At 61.0% G+C, this 15631-nt stretch carries 15 protein-coding genes and 2 pseudogenes; 7 read left to right on the forward strand and 10 right to left on the reverse strand.

The features are described from left to right. The 5 genes and pseudogenes from cyoC to PAF17_RS09245 all read left to right on the forward strand — a co-directional run. On the forward strand, nucleotides 1–615 hold the full coding sequence (gene cyoC / locus PAF17_RS09225; protein WP_090735959.1) for a cytochrome o ubiquinol oxidase subunit III: 615 nt from the start codon (nucleotides 1–3) through the stop codon (nucleotides 613–615). Continuing rightward, complete coding sequence (cyoD, locus tag PAF17_RS09230; RefSeq protein WP_271888818.1) at nucleotides 615–986, forward strand: cytochrome o ubiquinol oxidase subunit IV; 372 nt, start codon at nucleotides 615–617, stop codon at nucleotides 984–986. Before cyoC ends, cyoD begins: the two co-directional genes overlap by 1 nt. Further along, nucleotides 983–1717 carry an SURF1 family protein gene (locus PAF17_RS09235; protein WP_271888819.1) on the forward strand — a complete coding sequence of 245 codons (735 nt, stop codon included), beginning with the start codon at nucleotides 983–985 and terminating at the stop codon, nucleotides 1715–1717. The genes cyoD and PAF17_RS09235 overlap by 4 nt, the downstream gene beginning before the upstream one ends. Nucleotides 1718–1895: 178 nt before the next feature. Continuing rightward, a pseudogene (locus PAF17_RS09240) lies at nucleotides 1896–2030 on the forward strand (integrase core domain-containing protein); the annotation flags it as partial. 74 nt (nucleotides 2031–2104) lie between these two features. After that, nucleotides 2105–2312, forward strand: a pseudogene (locus PAF17_RS09245) (IS66 family transposase); the annotation flags it as partial. Nucleotides 2313–2332: 20 nt separating this feature from the next. Here PAF17_RS09245 and PAF17_RS09250 read toward each other — a convergent pair. Together PAF17_RS09250 and PAF17_RS09255 are read right to left on the reverse strand one after the other, a co-directional pair. Then, the gene (locus tag PAF17_RS09250) at nucleotides 2333–3697 is read right to left on the reverse strand and encodes a HipA domain-containing protein (protein WP_271888820.1); all 1365 of its coding nucleotides are present in this window, start codon (nucleotides 3695–3697) and stop codon (nucleotides 2333–2335) included. Then, nucleotides 3694–4197: a helix-turn-helix domain-containing protein gene (locus PAF17_RS09255; protein ID WP_271888821.1), complete on the reverse strand. Its 504-nt coding sequence runs from the start codon at nucleotides 4195–4197 to the stop codon at nucleotides 3694–3696. Before PAF17_RS09255 ends, PAF17_RS09250 begins: the two co-directional genes overlap by 4 nt. A gap of 171 nt (nucleotides 4198–4368) precedes the next feature. Between PAF17_RS09255 and PAF17_RS09260 the strand changes: the two genes are divergently transcribed. Continuing rightward, a complete protein-coding gene (locus PAF17_RS09260) occupies nucleotides 4369–5445 on the forward strand; it encodes an NAD/NADP octopine/nopaline dehydrogenase family protein (protein ID WP_271888822.1) in 1077 nt (358 codons plus the stop codon). Between the two features lie 35 nt (nucleotides 5446–5480). Here the strand turns inward: PAF17_RS09260 and PAF17_RS09265 are convergent, their stop codons facing one another. Genes PAF17_RS09265 through PAF17_RS09295 form a run of 7 tightly spaced genes read right to left on the reverse strand, consistent with a single transcriptional unit; the run spans nucleotide 5481 to nucleotide 13026 of the window. Then, on the reverse strand, nucleotides 5481–7298 hold the full coding sequence (locus PAF17_RS09265; RefSeq protein ID WP_271888823.1) for an ABC transporter ATP-binding protein: 1818 nt from the start codon (nucleotides 7296–7298) through the stop codon (nucleotides 5481–5483). A 13-nt stretch (nucleotides 7299–7311) separates the two neighbouring features. After that, entirely contained in the window at nucleotides 7312–8175 is an 864-nt protein-coding gene (locus PAF17_RS09270; protein ID WP_271888824.1) for an ABC transporter permease, read from the reverse strand. After that, nucleotides 8175–9113, reverse strand: coding sequence for an ABC transporter permease (locus PAF17_RS09275; RefSeq protein ID WP_271888825.1), 939 nt, complete (start codon nucleotides 9111–9113; stop codon nucleotides 8175–8177). The genes PAF17_RS09270 and PAF17_RS09275 overlap by 1 nt, the downstream gene beginning before the upstream one ends. After that, nucleotides 9110–10231: an NAD(P)/FAD-dependent oxidoreductase gene (locus tag PAF17_RS09280; RefSeq protein WP_271888826.1), complete on the reverse strand. Its 1122-nt coding sequence runs from the start codon at nucleotides 10229–10231 to the stop codon at nucleotides 9110–9112. The genes PAF17_RS09275 and PAF17_RS09280 overlap by 4 nt, the downstream gene beginning before the upstream one ends. After that, nucleotides 10228–11613, reverse strand: a complete 1386-nt coding sequence (locus PAF17_RS09285; RefSeq protein WP_271888827.1) for an FAD/NAD(P)-dependent oxidoreductase — start codon at nucleotides 11611–11613, stop codon at nucleotides 10228–10230. Before PAF17_RS09285 ends, PAF17_RS09280 begins: the two co-directional genes overlap by 4 nt. Beyond that, on the reverse strand, nucleotides 11610–11906 hold the full coding sequence (locus tag PAF17_RS09290; protein WP_271888828.1) for a (2Fe-2S)-binding protein: 297 nt from the start codon (nucleotides 11904–11906) through the stop codon (nucleotides 11610–11612). Before PAF17_RS09290 ends, PAF17_RS09285 begins: the two co-directional genes overlap by 4 nt. Beyond that, nucleotides 11887–13026 carry an NAD(P)/FAD-dependent oxidoreductase gene (locus PAF17_RS09295; protein WP_271888829.1) on the reverse strand — a complete coding sequence of 380 codons (1140 nt, stop codon included), beginning with the start codon at nucleotides 13024–13026 and terminating at the stop codon, nucleotides 11887–11889. The genes PAF17_RS09290 and PAF17_RS09295 overlap by 20 nt, the downstream gene beginning before the upstream one ends. 102 nt (nucleotides 13027–13128) lie before the next feature. On the opposite strand from PAF17_RS09295, the gene PAF17_RS09300 reads away from it, so the two are divergent. Next, the gene (locus PAF17_RS09300; RefSeq protein ID WP_271888830.1) at nucleotides 13129–14070 is read left to right on the forward strand and encodes a LysR family transcriptional regulator; all 942 of its coding nucleotides are present in this window, start codon (nucleotides 13129–13131) and stop codon (nucleotides 14068–14070) included. Here the strand turns inward: PAF17_RS09300 and PAF17_RS09305 are convergent. After that, nucleotides 14042–15601 (reverse strand): ABC transporter substrate-binding protein, encoded by a 1560-nt coding sequence (locus PAF17_RS09305; protein WP_271888831.1) that lies wholly within the window; start codon nucleotides 15599–15601, stop codon nucleotides 14042–14044. The genes PAF17_RS09300 and PAF17_RS09305 overlap by 29 nt on opposite strands. Between the last annotated feature and the right edge of the window lie 30 nt (nucleotides 15602–15631).

A 15631-nucleotide genomic window follows, 5' to 3' on the forward strand; every position in this document is an offset into this window, starting at 1 on the left:
ATGAGCACGCCCAGCACTCAGCCCGCCGCCTATTGGGAGGTCGAGCCGCATCACCACGAGGATGGCGCATCGACCAACATAGGCTTCTGGGTCTATCTGATGAGCGACTGCCTGATGTTCGCGGTTCTGTTCGCGACCTTCGGGGTCCTTCATGGCAGCTATGCCGCGGGTCCCGGCCCCAAGGAACTGTTCGATCTGGAACTGGTGGCGCTGAACACGGCCTTCCTGCTGTTTTCCTCGATCACCTATGGTTTCGCGATGCTGTGCATGGCCCGCGACGATCAGCGCGGCACGCTGCGCTGGCTGGGGATCACGCTGGTTTTCGGCCTGCTGTTCCTGGCGGTCGAACTGTACGAATTCCACCACCTGATCCATCTGGGCGCCGGCCCGCAACGATCGGCCTTCCTGTCGTCCTTCTTCGCGCTGGTCGGCACCCATGGCCTGCACGTCGCCTTCGGCTCGATCTGGCTGGTGACGCTGATGGTGCAGGTCAACCGCAAGGGGCTGATCCCGGCGAACAAGCGGCGGCTGTCCTGCCTGTCGCTGTTCTGGCACTTCCTCGACGTGATCTGGATCGGGGTGTTCACGCTTGTCTATCTGATGGGGATGATCTGATGTCGGCACGTTCGCATGACCATGACAGCCACGACCACGGCAGCTTTCGCGGCTATGTGACCGGCTTCGTCCTGTCGGTGATCCTGACCGCGATTCCCTTCGCGGTGGTGATGGGCGGCGGTTTCGACAGCCGCGCGCTGACCGCGTTGGTGGTGATCGGCTGCGCCATCGTGCAGGTTCTGGTCCACATGGTCTATTTCCTGCACATGAACAGCCATTCAGAAGAGGGCTGGACCCTGATCTCGACCCTGTTCACGGTGGTGATCGTGGTGATCATGATCGCGGGGTCGCTTTGGGTGATGTTCCACCTGAACACCAACATGATGCCGCAGATGAACCACGACCTGCTGCCTTCTGGTGTGCAATCGTGACGGATCGGCCCCGCTCTCGGGCGGGGCTGGTCGCCCTTGGCGTCGTGGCGGCCTGCCTTGTCCTGATCCTGACTGGTCTGGGCGTCTGGCAGGTTCAGCGCTTGCATTGGAAGACCGACCTGATCGCCCGGACCGAGGCGCGGCTGGCCGGTCCCGTCCAGGATGCCCCGGCCCCGCAGGACTGGGCGAAACTGGCCGCCGATGACGAATACCGCCGCGTCACCCTGACCGGTCAGTACCGGTTTCAGGACGAGGCGCTGGCGCAGGCCGTCACCCAGTTCGGCGCAGGCTTCTGGGTGATGACGCCGCTGGAAACACCGCAGGGATGGATGGTCTGGGTCAATCGCGGCTTCGTGCCGCAGGATGCCCGCGACCCCGCCGACCGCAGCCAGCCGCAAGGCGACCAGCAGGTCACCGGGCTACTGCGCATGTCCCAGCCAGATGGCGCGTTTCTGCGGTCGAACGATCCGGTCAATGACCGTTGGTATTCCCGCGACACCGCCGCGCTGGCACAATCGCGCGGGCTGGACCGTGCCGCGCCCTATTTCATCGACCACGCCGATGACGGATCCGCCGATCTGCCGCGTGGCGGATTGACCGTGGTTCAGTTCCGCAACAGCCACCTGTCCTATGCGCTGACATGGTTCACGATGGCGCTCGGCCTGGCCCTGGCGTCGGGCTATCTTCTGCGACAGGAGTGGCGGAAATCTTCGCCCTCTCGCCGCATATGACAAGACAGGCAAGGTGAATGAGCGTGACATCCCAATCGGGCGTGACCGATTGGCACCGGCTCAGGTCTTCGCCCGAAGCCACACAGCTCAACCAGCGCTGGTTTCTGGACTTTCTGGCTGACAGCTTTGGTGTCTCGCGGAAGATAACAGTATTCCAGGCGAGCGCGTTACCCGGGAGCGAGACGCGTTTCTCAATGAAGAACTGTTCGATTCCCTGAACGATGCCCGCCGCAAGCTGGCGCTGTGGCGCTAGGATTACAACAACGTCAGGCCGCGCTCTTCGCTGGGGAACAGAACGCCAAAGCAAGCGCGAGAGCGACAATTGCCAGAACCAAACCCGCAGACTCTCCTCATGAGCGAGGGATCGGCGGGGGAAAGGCAGGTCCTGCGCCTCTGGCCGATCGGATCGAGGCCTAAATCATGGCCAGTGATGTGCTTCATGTCGATGATACGCCAATCCGGGTTCTGGATCGCTCCTGCCGGGACGAAGGGCTCGGCAAGGGGGCATAGAATCTATGTCCGTGATCAGCGTCCATGGTCCGGCACCGCGCCGTCCGGTGTGGTCTATGACGGTTCACCCGACGGGAAGGAAGAGCAACCGAAAGCCCTCATGGTTTAGTCTGCCGCTCCGGGCCGGTTCACGGGCATATTGTCAAATTCTGGCACATCGATCTCGAAACCTGCATTGGCTGAAAGGTGATGAGCCTGCTGCCGGATCACAGCGGACAGTTGCTTTGCTGAAGGCGGCGGGAGATTCTCGGCATGTGCAATGGCTGTTTCGATAATTTCGGTGCAGCGCCGCGCAAGCGGGCGCACGAACCCTTTGGCACCGATTGCTTTCAGAAACAGGTCGAGATCCTCCGCCCCGACATCATCAGCCATACGGGCGCAGCCAATGCGAAAGGACATTTCGTGCGTGACACTGTCGTTGAGCAAGACAGGATCAATGTCGTATGCCGGGGCCAATACGGGTTTTTGACCGGTATAGAGCAGGGCGTGGTTCTTCGCGTGATTGTCCGAGTTCCCCAGCAGCATGTTCGCCAGTGTGATCTCGAAGAACGCAATCCGCGCCTTTCCCGGTTGTAAGGTGGCGTCCATGAGGCGACCGATGGCATGGGCATCGAAGATCCTGCCCGGCTCTCCATTTCTCTCGTACTTCAAGATGTGCCCCAACCCGAGCGCCTGACAAAAGTCCTCCTGATGGACACGGTAGACTTTTCCATCCTCGGTACGCCGGTCAAATCGCTCGACCAACAGGCCCTGAAGGTCCCCCTCGCCGATGATACAGGTCCGAACGGTTTCATGCTTTTGGATGCGGGCCATCAGACGGGTTGCGTGGTGTTCTTGTCGGACCGATTGCATTTGATTCGCCCTTGGAACCTTCAGGATATGCGTGGTCGGTGCCCCGCTCTTCTTCCCGGGGAGCGCTAGTCGGCCATCGTGAAGGCGGGTCACGGCAATCTTCCCCTGCACGCCAGCCAACGGCGAGGGGTCTTCAGACTCCGGCGGCAGCCGACGATTGTCGCGCAGCGACGTCATGATGCGAGCGAGATCATCCGACACATCTAGCGGCTCTTCGGCTTCAGACAGGGCCTCAGGAACCTGCGGTGAGCCGACCAGTGGCTCGTAGTCTTCGGCCAATAGTCCGGGGCGTTTGACCGGACCGGCGCCCTCTGGAACGCAACTGATCGAGCCCGGACAATCGGCCCCTAGATGGTAAAGCAGCCCAATGATGTCACCCGCGGAGATCCCGTGCTTTTCCATGACTTGGTTGCGCATCTCATTCTCGAAAAGGAGATTTGAGAAAAAACCTCTGGTAGCAACATCACCGAAAGGCTCTTCCCTTGCTGGAAGGGAGACCGATATCGGGTGCGGCAGATCGCAAGTCGTGTAGACGAAGGATACTTCTTCATTTGGTGCCGATTTCAGCTTGCCGATCGGTTCGACCACCCCTTCAAGGTACACATCCAGCGCGGTCACGACCGGCTTTCCTCGGTAGGCGCGCCAATGCGAAGTGTCATGCCGAGATCTCTGCATAGCTGAAGCACCAGACCGATATGTGCTGTCTCCTTGCCCTGTTCGATTGCACGGATTGTGGTGCGTGATATGCCAGTCTGCAGTTCGAGATCTTCTTGTGTAATCTTCGATGCTTTACGAACCTGACGAATGATTCTCCCGAGAGATGCCGGGTCGCTGACAACAGTGCTGACCATGTTCAAGCTTCCAAAATGCGCGCGATCGTTTGTATATGGCAAACAATAGAGTGCTTGCATGAAAATACCAACGATCGTCTCCATTTTGCGGGGTGAAAGTAGAGCAAAGCCAAAATGAAAGCGATCGCGTGCATTTTGGCGAGGCCAGAGCATCTGACGGAGAGGCGTAGCGAGGGTGTTGTAGCGCAACTGATCGCCAGGTGGCAGGAAATCACCCAAAAGGAAGACCGAGCTTGAACAACCTGACAACGCCTTGAGTATGGTCATCTTCCGAAGCAGGCTTTGAGGCTGGGTGTTTCTCGTCACCTTGGTAGAGGCTGCTCTCTGAGCACGCGTTCCAAGTCATAACCCGCAGTTATACCGGACGTCGAAAAAGGACGTTGATCTGGCAAGGCAGGGCTGCTTTGACCGACAGGCAATCACTTGAATAGGGCAGTCATGCAAGTTTCCATCCTCGGCGCCGGGGGCGTCGCTTATTCCTATGCGGCCTTTCTTGCGTCACGGGGGCATGAACCGACGGTTTGGTCACCTTCTGGCAAGCGGGCTTGCGAACTTCGGAGCGGCATGAAACTGACCGCCAGCAATGCGCTCGACGGCAGTTTTGCCGTCGGTGTCGCCACAAGCGAGGCGCAAGCCACCGAAGCCGATGTGCTGATCCTGGCGGTGCCCGCCTATGGCTATCGCGCGGTGCTTGATCGCATCCTGCCAATTCTGCGCGATGGGCAGACGCTGATCATCAGCGCACATCTCAGTTTTGCCGCACTCTATTTGTCTCGTCGCCTGAGCGAACGGGGCATCGACTGTCCCATCGTGGTCTGGAACACCACGGCCTCGACCGGGCGTCAAACCGGACCTGCCAATGTGTCGGTGTCGCTGTTGCGGGCCAAGGTCGAAATGGCGGTCATTCCCGACACCGCCGGGGCCAAGGCACTGGCTTTGTGTCAGGAATTGTTCGGGGACCGGTTTGCGCTTGTCTCTGACATGATTGGCGTCGATCTGGGCAATCTCAATCCGGCCGTGCATTACGGTATCGCCATGTTCAACCTGACCCGGATGGAACTGGCCGAAGACTGGCCGCAGCAGGCGCATATCACCCCCGCAGTGGCGCGATTCCTGGAAGACCTGGATCGAGAGAGGTTGGCCTTGGCCAATGCGTTCGGCGTGCAGGCGCGTTCTATCCATCAAGCCTACGCGGTCCCTGGCAAGATCGAGATCGCCCCCCTGGCCGAAATGATGCGCAATATCGTCGCCACGCGAAAAGGCGTAAATGGCCCGAAATCACTGGATACCCGTTACGTTACCGAGGACGTGCCTTACGGCCTGCTGACGACCATCCGCTTGGCTGAGATGACCGGAGTGGAGGTGCCGCTGCACCGCGCCGGTGTCACGGTGTTCTCTTCGCTATATGGCCGGGATTTCACGGCGGAAAACACGATCCTGCCCGAAATCGCCCCTGCCTTTGCCTCTGTCGACAAGCTGCGCGCCGCCCTGCGAAACGGCTGGTCCGCGGTGTGAAGTCCGCTGCCGGGGACGACCCCGGCGGCGCTTGCTCAGTGATCCATCACCATGTGATCGTCGCCCGCCTGATGATAACGGCGAACCGGTGGGACAAAGTCCGCTGGTCTGATCGGGCTGGGGATCTCGTCGTTTGACAACGGCTGACGGACACGCCGCCGCGCCGGATCGGGCACCGGCACTGCCGACAACAGCTTGCGCGTATAGGGATGCTGCGGATTGCCAAAGACCTGTGCGCGCGGCCCGATCTCGACGATCTCGCCCAGATACATCACTGCGACCCGGTGACTGACCCGTTCCACCACCGCCATATCATGGCTGATGAACAGGTAAGCCAGCCCAAGACGCGCCTGAAGATCCAGCATCAGGTTGACGATCTGCGCCTTGATCGAGACATCCAGCGCAGACACGCTTTCATCTGCCACGATCAGCCGCGGTTCCATCCCAAGCGCGCGGGCAATGCAGATGCGCTGCCGTTGTCCACCTGAAAATTCGTGCGGATAACGATTGGCCACCGCCGAAGGCAGTCCCACCTGCTCCAGAAGCGAGGCCACGCGCTGACGCGCCGCCTGGGCATCAGCCATGCCATGCACCAATAGCGGTTCGGCGATGGCCGCGCCTACTGTCTGACGCGGATCGAGACTGGCAAAAGGGTCCTGAAAGATCATCTGCATCCGGCAGCGTTCTGCCTGCAACTGCTTGCCGCTGAGATCAGCCAGAGATTGCCCGGCAATTCGCACCTCGCCCGCGCGAGGTGTTTCCAGATGCAGGATCGATCGCCCGGTGGTGGATTTGCCGCATCCGCTTTCGCCGACCAGCGCCAGCGTCTCACCTGCGCGCAGATCGAAGGACACGTTTTCCACCGCATGAACCCGCCCGCGCACGGTGCGGAAAACACCGCCACGAATGTCGAACCGGGTAGAAAGGTTTCTTACCTGCAACAATGGCGCTTCGTCGCGCTTGACCGTGTCGATTTCGGGCACGGACGGGGTGATCGCCTGCCCGTCTTCATCCATTGCAGGAAAGGGGGTCGGGCGATCGGCTCCGCCCATTGCCCCCAGCTTGGGCACCGCGAATAGAAGTGTCTTTGTATAGGAGTGCTGTGGCGCGGCAAAGATGCGCGCGCAATCGCCGGTCTCGACGACATCACCCTGGCGCATCACCAGCGCCCGGTCCGCGATTTCCGCCACCACGCCCATGTCATGGGTGATGAACAGCACGCCCATCTTTTCCTCGTCCTGCAATTCCTTGATCAGATGCAGGATTTGCGCCTGAATGGTCACATCCAGCGCGGTTGTCGGTTCGTCCGCGATCAGCAGCCGCGGACGACAAGCCAGCGCGATAGCGATCATCACCCGCTGGCGCATACCGCCGGAAAACTGGTGCGGAAACTCGCCCAGCCGTCGCTTCGCTGACGGGATGCGCACCCGATCAAGTAGCGCCAGCGCTTCGCCCCGCGCAGCGCGCCCGGACATGCCGCGATGAATCGACAGGGATTCCGCGATCTGCTCGCCGACCGTCATGGTAGGGTTGAGCGAGGTCATCGGTTCCTGAAAAATCATCGCGATGCGGTTGCCGCGAATATCAGCCATGGCACTTTCATCAAGCCTGGTCAGATCCTGCCCGGCGAACTGAATACTGCCGCGGGCGATCCTAGCCCCGGGCGGCAGAAGCCGCAGGATCGACAGCGCCGTGACCGATTTCCCGGATCCGGATTCCCCCACGACCGCAAGGGTTTCGTTTTCGTGGATCTGCATCGACAGATCATGCACGGCCGATTGCCAGCCGTCGCGTCCACGAAATTCGGTCCGCAGGTTCTGAACATCAAGGATCGGAGTCGTGTATCTTGTCATGGTCGTGCTCCTCTCATTCAGCGCGGGTCTTCGGATCGATTGCATCGCGTAGGGCATCGCCAAGGATGTTCAACGCCAGCACGGTCAGCAGGATCGCAAGGCTGGGAAAGATGGCCAGCCACCAGCTGTCGAGGATATTTTCGAACCCTTCTCGGATCATGCTGCCCCAGGTGGGTGTCGGGGGCGGCACGCCAAGACCGATGAAGCTAAGCGAAGCTTCCGTGCGAATGGCGCTTGCCATCCACATCGACCCCATGACAACCACTTCGGACACCATGTTGGGAAAGATATGCAGCCCCATCAGCCGAGGTCTGGAAAACCCCATGGCACGGCCTGCCTCGATGAAATCGCGCTGTTTCAGCGCAATCGTCGGGGCACGGGCAACGCGGGCAAAGGGCGCGATTTCGGTAATTGCGATAGCGATCACCAGGTTCTCGAAACTTGCGCCCAGCATGGCAGCGATCATCAGGCCCAGCAGCAGTGTGGGAAAGGACAGCATCACGTCGAGAAAACTCATCACCACGCGGTCGAACACACCACCGATGAAACCAGACAGAATGCCGATGGCCGAGCCCACCACCATCGCAATCACGATCGCCACAAAGCCCACGACCAGCGACACCCGTGCGCCGTAGATCAGCCGCGACAGCACATCACGGCCGTAGGTATCGGTTCCCAGCCAGAACTCTGCCGAAGGTGGTTGCAGCCTGTGAATGATGTGTTGTTCCAATGGGTCATAGGGTGCCAGCAGCGGAGCAAAGACCGCCGCGCAGACGATGACGGTCAATAACGCCAGCCCGACCCATGACAGGCGATTACGACGGAACGCCAGCCAAAGGGCGCTTTCTCGAACGGAGGTTTCGGAAATAGCGGACATCAGTTGTATTTCACCCTCGGATCGACCAGCCCATAGGCAATGTCAGTTAACATGTTCACAAGGATCACGAAGGTCGCGAAGACCACCATCAACCCTTGCAGCAAGGTATAGTCGCGGGCGTTCAGCGCCCCCAGGATCAGCCGCCCAAGACCGGGCCGCGAGAACACGATCTCGGTCAGCACCGAATTGCCGATCAGCGTGCCGAAATAGAGCCCGACGATCGTGACCACGGGTATCAGGGCATTGCGCAGCGCGTGCCGGCGGATCAGGCGACCGGGTCGCACGCCCTTGGCGCGCGCAGTGCGGATGTAATCCTCGTTCAATACGCCAAGCATCGATGATCGCGTGACGCGGGTGATATAGGCCGTCATGATCAGACCCAGATTCAGCGCCGGCAGTGCCAGGTTGCGCAAATGATCCCAGAGACCGTCGCCACCACTGCCAATCACCGGGAACCAGCGCAGTTGGACCGCGAAGGCCAGCAGCATCAGGATACCCGAGACGAAAGCCGGAAAGGAAAGCCCGACCAAAGACAGCACGCGGCTGAAGTAATCCGGCCAGAGGTTGCGGTTCAGCGCGGCATAGGTGCCCAGTGGGATGCCCACCATGGCCCCGATCACCAATGCCGCCGCAGTCAATTCCAGCGTATAGGGAAGGACGGTGGCGACCTCTTGCAACACGCCACGTCCGGTAGACAGGGATTGCCCGAAATCGCCCGTGGCGGCCTTGGCAAGAAAGTCGAGGTATTGGACGTGGATCGGCTGATCCAATCCCAACTGGCTGCGCATGGCCGCCAGCGATTCCGCACTCGCCTGATCGCCGAGGATCGCAATCGCGGCATCGCCCGGCACCAGCCGGACCAGCACGAATACGACGGTCAGCATCAGCAACAGCGTCGGTATCGCCAACAGGATGCGCCGGATCACAAATTGAATCATGCGGCGGCTCCTTTGGTTGTCAGTCGTTCGGCGTTGAACGGCAGGAAGATTTCGGGCACCACACCCGTTGTCACCATCCCGGCCATGGCTTCCCCGGCCGCAGGCACAAGCTGGAATCCATGGCCCGAAAAGCCGAAAATGTGAAAAATTCCCGCAGCCTTGCCGGGGCAGATGACCGGCAGAAGATCACTTGTCTTGCCTTCGATACCCGACCAGCACCGGGCAATGCGGGCGCCCTTGACGGCGGGCATCAATTCTTCTGCCGCCGCGGCCCCACGGGCCAGCGCATGGAAATCCATCGCCGTGCGCCCGCTGTCCAGATCATAGCGGCCCTGGATGCCGCCCCCCAAGACCAGTGTGCCCTGAGAGGATTGTTTGAATGACAAAGACCGGCCAACGATGCTGACCACCGGGCGGATCGTCTGGGTCAGCCGTTCCGTGACCATCATCATCGATGCCTTGGCCGACAGGGGAATGCTTTCCCCGGTCATGGCCGCGACCCGCGCACCCCAGGCCCCTGCTGCATTGATCACTGTGGGTGCGGCGAAAGCGCCTTGCGCGGTTTCAACCCGCCATGCACCGCGCTGCTCTGACAGCCTGCAAACCGGCGCGCCCTCGACAATGCGCACGCCGGCCCGCTCGGCTGCGGCGCGAAAGGCCACCAGCGTGCGGTGCGGATCCGCCGCGCCATCCCTGTCGGCATAGGCGGCGCCGATGAACTTTGGATTGATCCCGGGGACCAGTTGGCGCAGTGTATCCTGCCCGATGATCTGCTCGTTTGTATGGCCGTGCGCTTCCAATTCCGCGATGCGGCGAGTTTCCGCAGCAATCTGCGCTTCGGTTTCGAACACCCTTAGCTGCCCATGGGCATGAAAGCCGCAGTCATCACTAACAAGATCGCCAATCTGGTGCCACATCTCCATCGATCGCAGCGCCAGCGGCATCTCCCGCGGATCGCGCCCCAGCGTCCGCACCCCGGCGGCCGATGCCCCCGAAGCATGCCGCCCGACGAACTCGCCTTCCAGCACGGTTACATCCGCCCCGTCCCGTGCCAGATGCAGCGCTGAAGACAGCCCGTGCAGGCCACCGCCAATAACAAGAACATCCGCCGTGCTCATGGTGCTTCGCGCCCTTCCTCCAGCGCCGCGAGTTCACCAAGCGTCACAGGCTTCAACGGTGGGCGGATGCGGAAAAACCCAGTTTCGGCGCGGCTCTGGCCGTATTCTTCGGAGAGGATGCGATTGACGCTGTAGCCGCACTGCCGCCCTTGGCACGGCCCCATACCACAGCGCGTATAGGCTTTGACCTGGTTCGGCCCGCCGCGATGCAACCGGGCGGCGACGCGGATGTCGCCGGCGGTCAGTTCCTCGCACCGGCAGATGACAGTCTCATCGGGAATCTGCGCCTCGGACGGCGGATATAGCGCATCGATCACTGGACGCGAGGCCAGCCGCCGCGCAAGCCCGGCGTGCGCAGCATGCAAATGCGCCGCCGGTGCATCCTGCCCCAGCCTGCCGGCAATCCCAAGCGCGGCAATTCGGCCCCGCTCTTCCGCTGCCAAAGCCCCGCCAATACCGGCACCGTCGCCGGCCAAAAACAGCCCGTCGACACTGGTCATGCCACGTTCATCGGTGCGCGGAATAAAACAGCCCTGCGCTTCGGACCAGTCGTGTTCGCAATTCATCGCAAGCGTGGTGTGGATCGACGGAACCACCCCTTCATGCAGCAGCAGCACCTGCGCAGACTGCTCATGCACCCGCCCATCGGCTGCGGTATATCGAACCGCCTCGATCCGGTCCTGTCCCAGCGCCTGCACATCGCGCACCCCGCGCAGCCAAGGCAAACCAGTCGCGCGTAGCTGGCGCAGCCATTTAACCCCCTTGATCAGGTCGCCGCGCCCGCGGAGTGCCGCCATCGCATGAGGCAGGACGCGCGACGCCTGACCCTTGGGAGTCGTATCAAGAAAACCGGCAACCTGTCCGCCCAGAGCCAACAACTGGCGCATGTAGAGCAACGGCAAAGGCCCTGACCCCGCGATCCAGACAGGCGCCTCTGGTATCTGAGCCGAGGTTTTCAGCAGGATCTGCGCCGCCCCAACCGTCATCACACCCGGAAGTGTCCACCCCGGCACCGGCACCGGACGTTCCTGCGCGCCCGTTGCCAGCAGCACGGCGCGATAGCGGCGAGAGAAAGCCGTCTCGTCGCGCGACATGAAAACCTGGAACCCCGGCTCGATATGCCAAAGCCGTGTGCCGGGCATGTAATCCACCCCGGATAAGCGGAACCGCGCCACGCGATCCGCGCCTTCGGCATATTCGGGGCCCAATGCGCGGCGAACCGCGTCGCTGCGCGGCCCTTCACTGGCGCGCCATATCTGTCCGCCGGGCATCGCCTGCTCATCAATCACAAGCGGCGCGAATCCAAGATCTGCCAGCTGCACGGCAGCCGCCATACCCGCTGGACCAGCGCCGACGATCAGGATGTCATGTTCGGTCTTCATTGTGCCACCTTCAGCTTGCCGCGCGGGCGTTCGATCCGCATGCCCGGGCGGGCCTCGACCAGACAGGTCTGTACCGATGTTTGGTCATCCACTGTCGCCAGACAGTCGAAACAGACGCCCATCAAACAAAAAGGCGCCCGTGGGCTTTCCCTGACCGGGGTGTGGCGCGCCAGATGGGGCGGCGTGCGCAGCAGCACCGCCGCAACCGTATCACCCGGGCGGGCCGACACTGCCATGCCATCGACAAAGACCTGAAACCCCGGTTCTTTAGGATCAGTGAGCTGTTTGAACATCGAAACGCCTGTGATGAAATGGATTGTAACTTGCGGGTAATGCACCCGCCGCGATATGTCCGGCCAGTTCATCTGCGTGAACCGCAGCCAGCGTGACACCGGAATGGCAACTGGCCACGAAGATACCGGGGTGTTCCTCGGATTGGGCATAGACGGGGTGGCCGTCCGGCGTCATGATGCGCAGCCCCGACCAATGCCGCACCAGCTGCGCCCGTGCCAGATCGGGCGCGATCTTGATCGTCTTGCGCGACAGCCAGGCCGAGGCCCGCGCGGTGACCGACACATCCGCGCCGACCTCTTCCTTGGTGGCGCCAATCATGATCGTGCCTTCCGCCGTTTGTCGCAGCCCGCTGCATGGCAGGGGAAGAACGGGCGCCAGCCGCTGGGTCACAAGCACCTGCCCGCGCTGTGCCCGGATCGGCACATCCAGCCCCAATGAACGCCCCAGCGCGCCACTGGCGATGCCGGCCGCGATGATCACGCGCCCTGCTTGCCAGCGCAGGTCGCCGCTGCTCACCTCGCACCCGCCCGCCTTTGGACGAATTTTATCGACCGTGGTGCGCCCTCGGATTTCGTTGCCCTGTGCCTGAATCGCCTTGTGGAGTGCGGACAGCAGTTGCAGCGGGTTCACGTGACCGTCGCGCCGGCCAAAACTGGCGCCGCTAACACTGTTGCCCAGCCGCAGATCCGGCATCAAATCTTGCACCTGATCCCGGCTCAGCATTTCGACATCCGGTTCACCGGCGTCGGCGAATGCTGACCGATACTCATCATCCAGGGCCTCGATCAGGGCCTTTCGCTCTTCAAAACCGTCATCGCCCTGACAAAAGGCAATCCCACCAGCATGCTGATAGTCAATCTGCGCCCCCCCGGCGCTGGCGCATAGTTCACGGTGAAATTCGCGCCACATATCACTGCTGCGCTTGGTCAGGTCCTGATAGGCCGGCATTCCGCGGCCCTTGCCCTGTGACCAGACCAGCCCGAAATTGGCGCGCGCTGCGCGGAAATCCGTATCGGCGCCATCCAGCACCAACACCCGCCATTTGCGTTGTCCAAGGCCATAGCCAATGGCAGCCCCGACGGTACCCGCACCGATCACGATTGCATCGAAGTCTGCCATTCTGCCTCCTATTGAGCTGTTGCCACGTTACCCCCTGCATCGGTATCGTAACAAAGACCGATTTACATAATCGGTATTCCTATAGGTTATGAGGTATCGAACATGCGCAACTTTCGGCAACCCACTCTGCGGCAGATCGAGGTTTTCAAGGCGGTGATCGAAACCGGCACGGTCAGCCGGGCGGCCGAAACGCTTCACATGTCACAGCCCGCCGCAAGCAAGCTGTTGTCGAATCTAGAGGCCGATTCCGGGCTGGAACTGTTCGAGCGTCGGCGCGGATTGCTGGTGCCGACCGAGCGGGGGCAACGGTTCTATGAAGAGGTGGACCGGATCTTTACCGGACTGGACCAAATCGGGCTTGCCATCGACAACCTGCGCAACGAGGAACGCGGGCGGCTGACCATTGGCGTCCTGCCGGCGTTGTCGGGGCGCTTTATCTCCAGCGCGATCAGAAGTTTTTCCGACGTTCAACCGGATGTTTTCATTTCGCTTCATGCGCGATCATCATCTTATCTGGTTGACTGGATGCGCTCGGGCAAGGTGGATGTCTGCATCGTGGCCGGCCGGGTCGACGATCCGCATATTCGCGCCGAGCCGCTGTTGAACATGCCCATGGTCTGTATGATACCGCTTGATCACCCGTTGACCGCGCTGGATCATCTGTGTGTCGCGGACCTCGCGGATGCGCCGCTGGTTGCCTTCATGCACTCAAGTTATACGCGCCATCAGCTTGAACGTATATTTGACGCCGAAGACCGCCGCCCGCGGATCGTGACCGAGGCGACAACGGCGCAGAATGTCTGTGAACTGGTGGCCGCCGGCATAGGCGTGGGGTTGGTGCATCCGGCCTATGTCGAAACGGTCGAGGGGCGCGTTGCAGTGCGCCCCTTTGTGCCGGAAAGCTATCTTGATTTCCAGCTTTGCCGGCTGCGCCACGGACGTAACAGGCAGCTTGTTACCACATTCGTGGATCAGGTGCGGGCAACGGCCGACGCCTTTGCCCGCGACCATAGCTTTATCTGGTCAGATCGGTCATCTCAGTGATTCGGGGGGCAAGGTTCATCTCACCCTCCAACTCATATCCGTAGTCGACATCGGCACTGCGCAGCCAGACCTGGCGCAGATTGAACAACGGCACCGAACAGACTTGTTCATGGATCAGCCGCTGCGCTTCAGCCCAATGTGCCTTCTGCACCTCTGGATCACCTTCGACCTTGGCGGCGTCAATGGCTGCATCCGCCACATCGCAATGCGAGAAATTGGTGATCGCGGTCGGCGTCCCGACAATCGCATCCGAATGATAGAACTCGGTCAGGTAGCTATCGGCAACCGGGAATCTCGCAGCACCATAAAAGGTCGCACCGCTCAGGTCGTCGCGGATCATTTCGTGATAGGTCGGGTGGTCGACGACTTGCATGTCCAACGTGATGCCCGATTGCGCCAATTGCGCCTGGATCACTTCCATGATTGGCAGCTGCGCGTTGTTGCTGGACACCACAGCGTTGATCGTCACGCCATCCGGATGGCCCGCCTCGGTCAGCAATGCCTTGGCAGCTTCGGGATCATATTCATAGGTCCCCGCGCTGCAGTCCTCGCCCAGATACCCAGTAGGCACCACTGAACATCCCCGCGGTCCGACATCAGCCCCGACGAAAGCGACGATCTCATCAACGTTGATCGCATGGGCCACCGCTTGACGCACGCGTTTATCATCCAGCGGCGCCATTGCGGTATTCAGGTGCAGCGTGCGGAACTCTGCCGGCCAGAAAAGATCGACCTTGGTGTTTTCCTCGTTCTGCCAGCGGCCAACCCATCGTTGTTCACGCTTGCCATAGATCAGGTCCAGCTCTTCCGAGGCAAAGGCCAGTTCACGGCTGGCATCCGCCTGAATCAAGCGATAGTCGATTTGATCGATTTTAGGTGCGCCGCGAAAATACTCTTCATGTGCGACAAACACCACTTGTTGCTGGGTGTCGTAGCGTTCGAATTCGAATGGGCCCGTGCCCACCGGCGCTTTGCTGAAATCATCGCCACTGGCTTCCGCCGCAGCCTTGCTGATGATCTGGCCGCCGTGGTAGTTCGATACCAATCCCAGCAGTCCGGGCACCGGGTGCGCCAGTACGATTCGCACCGTGTGGTCGTCCAGCGCCTCGATCGTTTCAAAGGCGGAATAGGCGGCAGCGAAGCTGGACCGTTCTGGGTCCTTTGCACGCTGCAGCGAATAGACCACATCCTCGGCTGTCAGCACCCCCCAGTCGCCGTGGAACGAGATGCCCTGCTTCAAGGTGAAGATCCATTCGGTGCCGTCTTCAGAGGCGGTCCAGCTTTCGGCCAGGTCGGGCTCTAGCGCATCCGGATCGGCGCTGCCCGGCGGAAACCGCACCAGCCCGTTGAAGATCCATGACATCGGCCCCTTTTCCGCCGTAGCCGAAGCACGGTGTGGATCAAGCGTTTTGATTTCTGGCGTGTTGATGCCGACCCTAAGAACCTTGTCCTGGGCCAGCGCTGGTGCGGACAAGGCAAATCCGGACAGAAGTGTCGCGGTTATTGTTGCCGCTTTTGTAAGGTGTGTCATTGCGTTCCCTGTTGGCTGTGACTGACCTTA

It is taken from the genome of Paracoccus onchidii (genome assembly GCF_028294535.1).
Classification (GTDB): domain Bacteria; phylum Pseudomonadota; class Alphaproteobacteria; order Rhodobacterales; family Rhodobacteraceae; genus Paracoccus; species Paracoccus onchidii.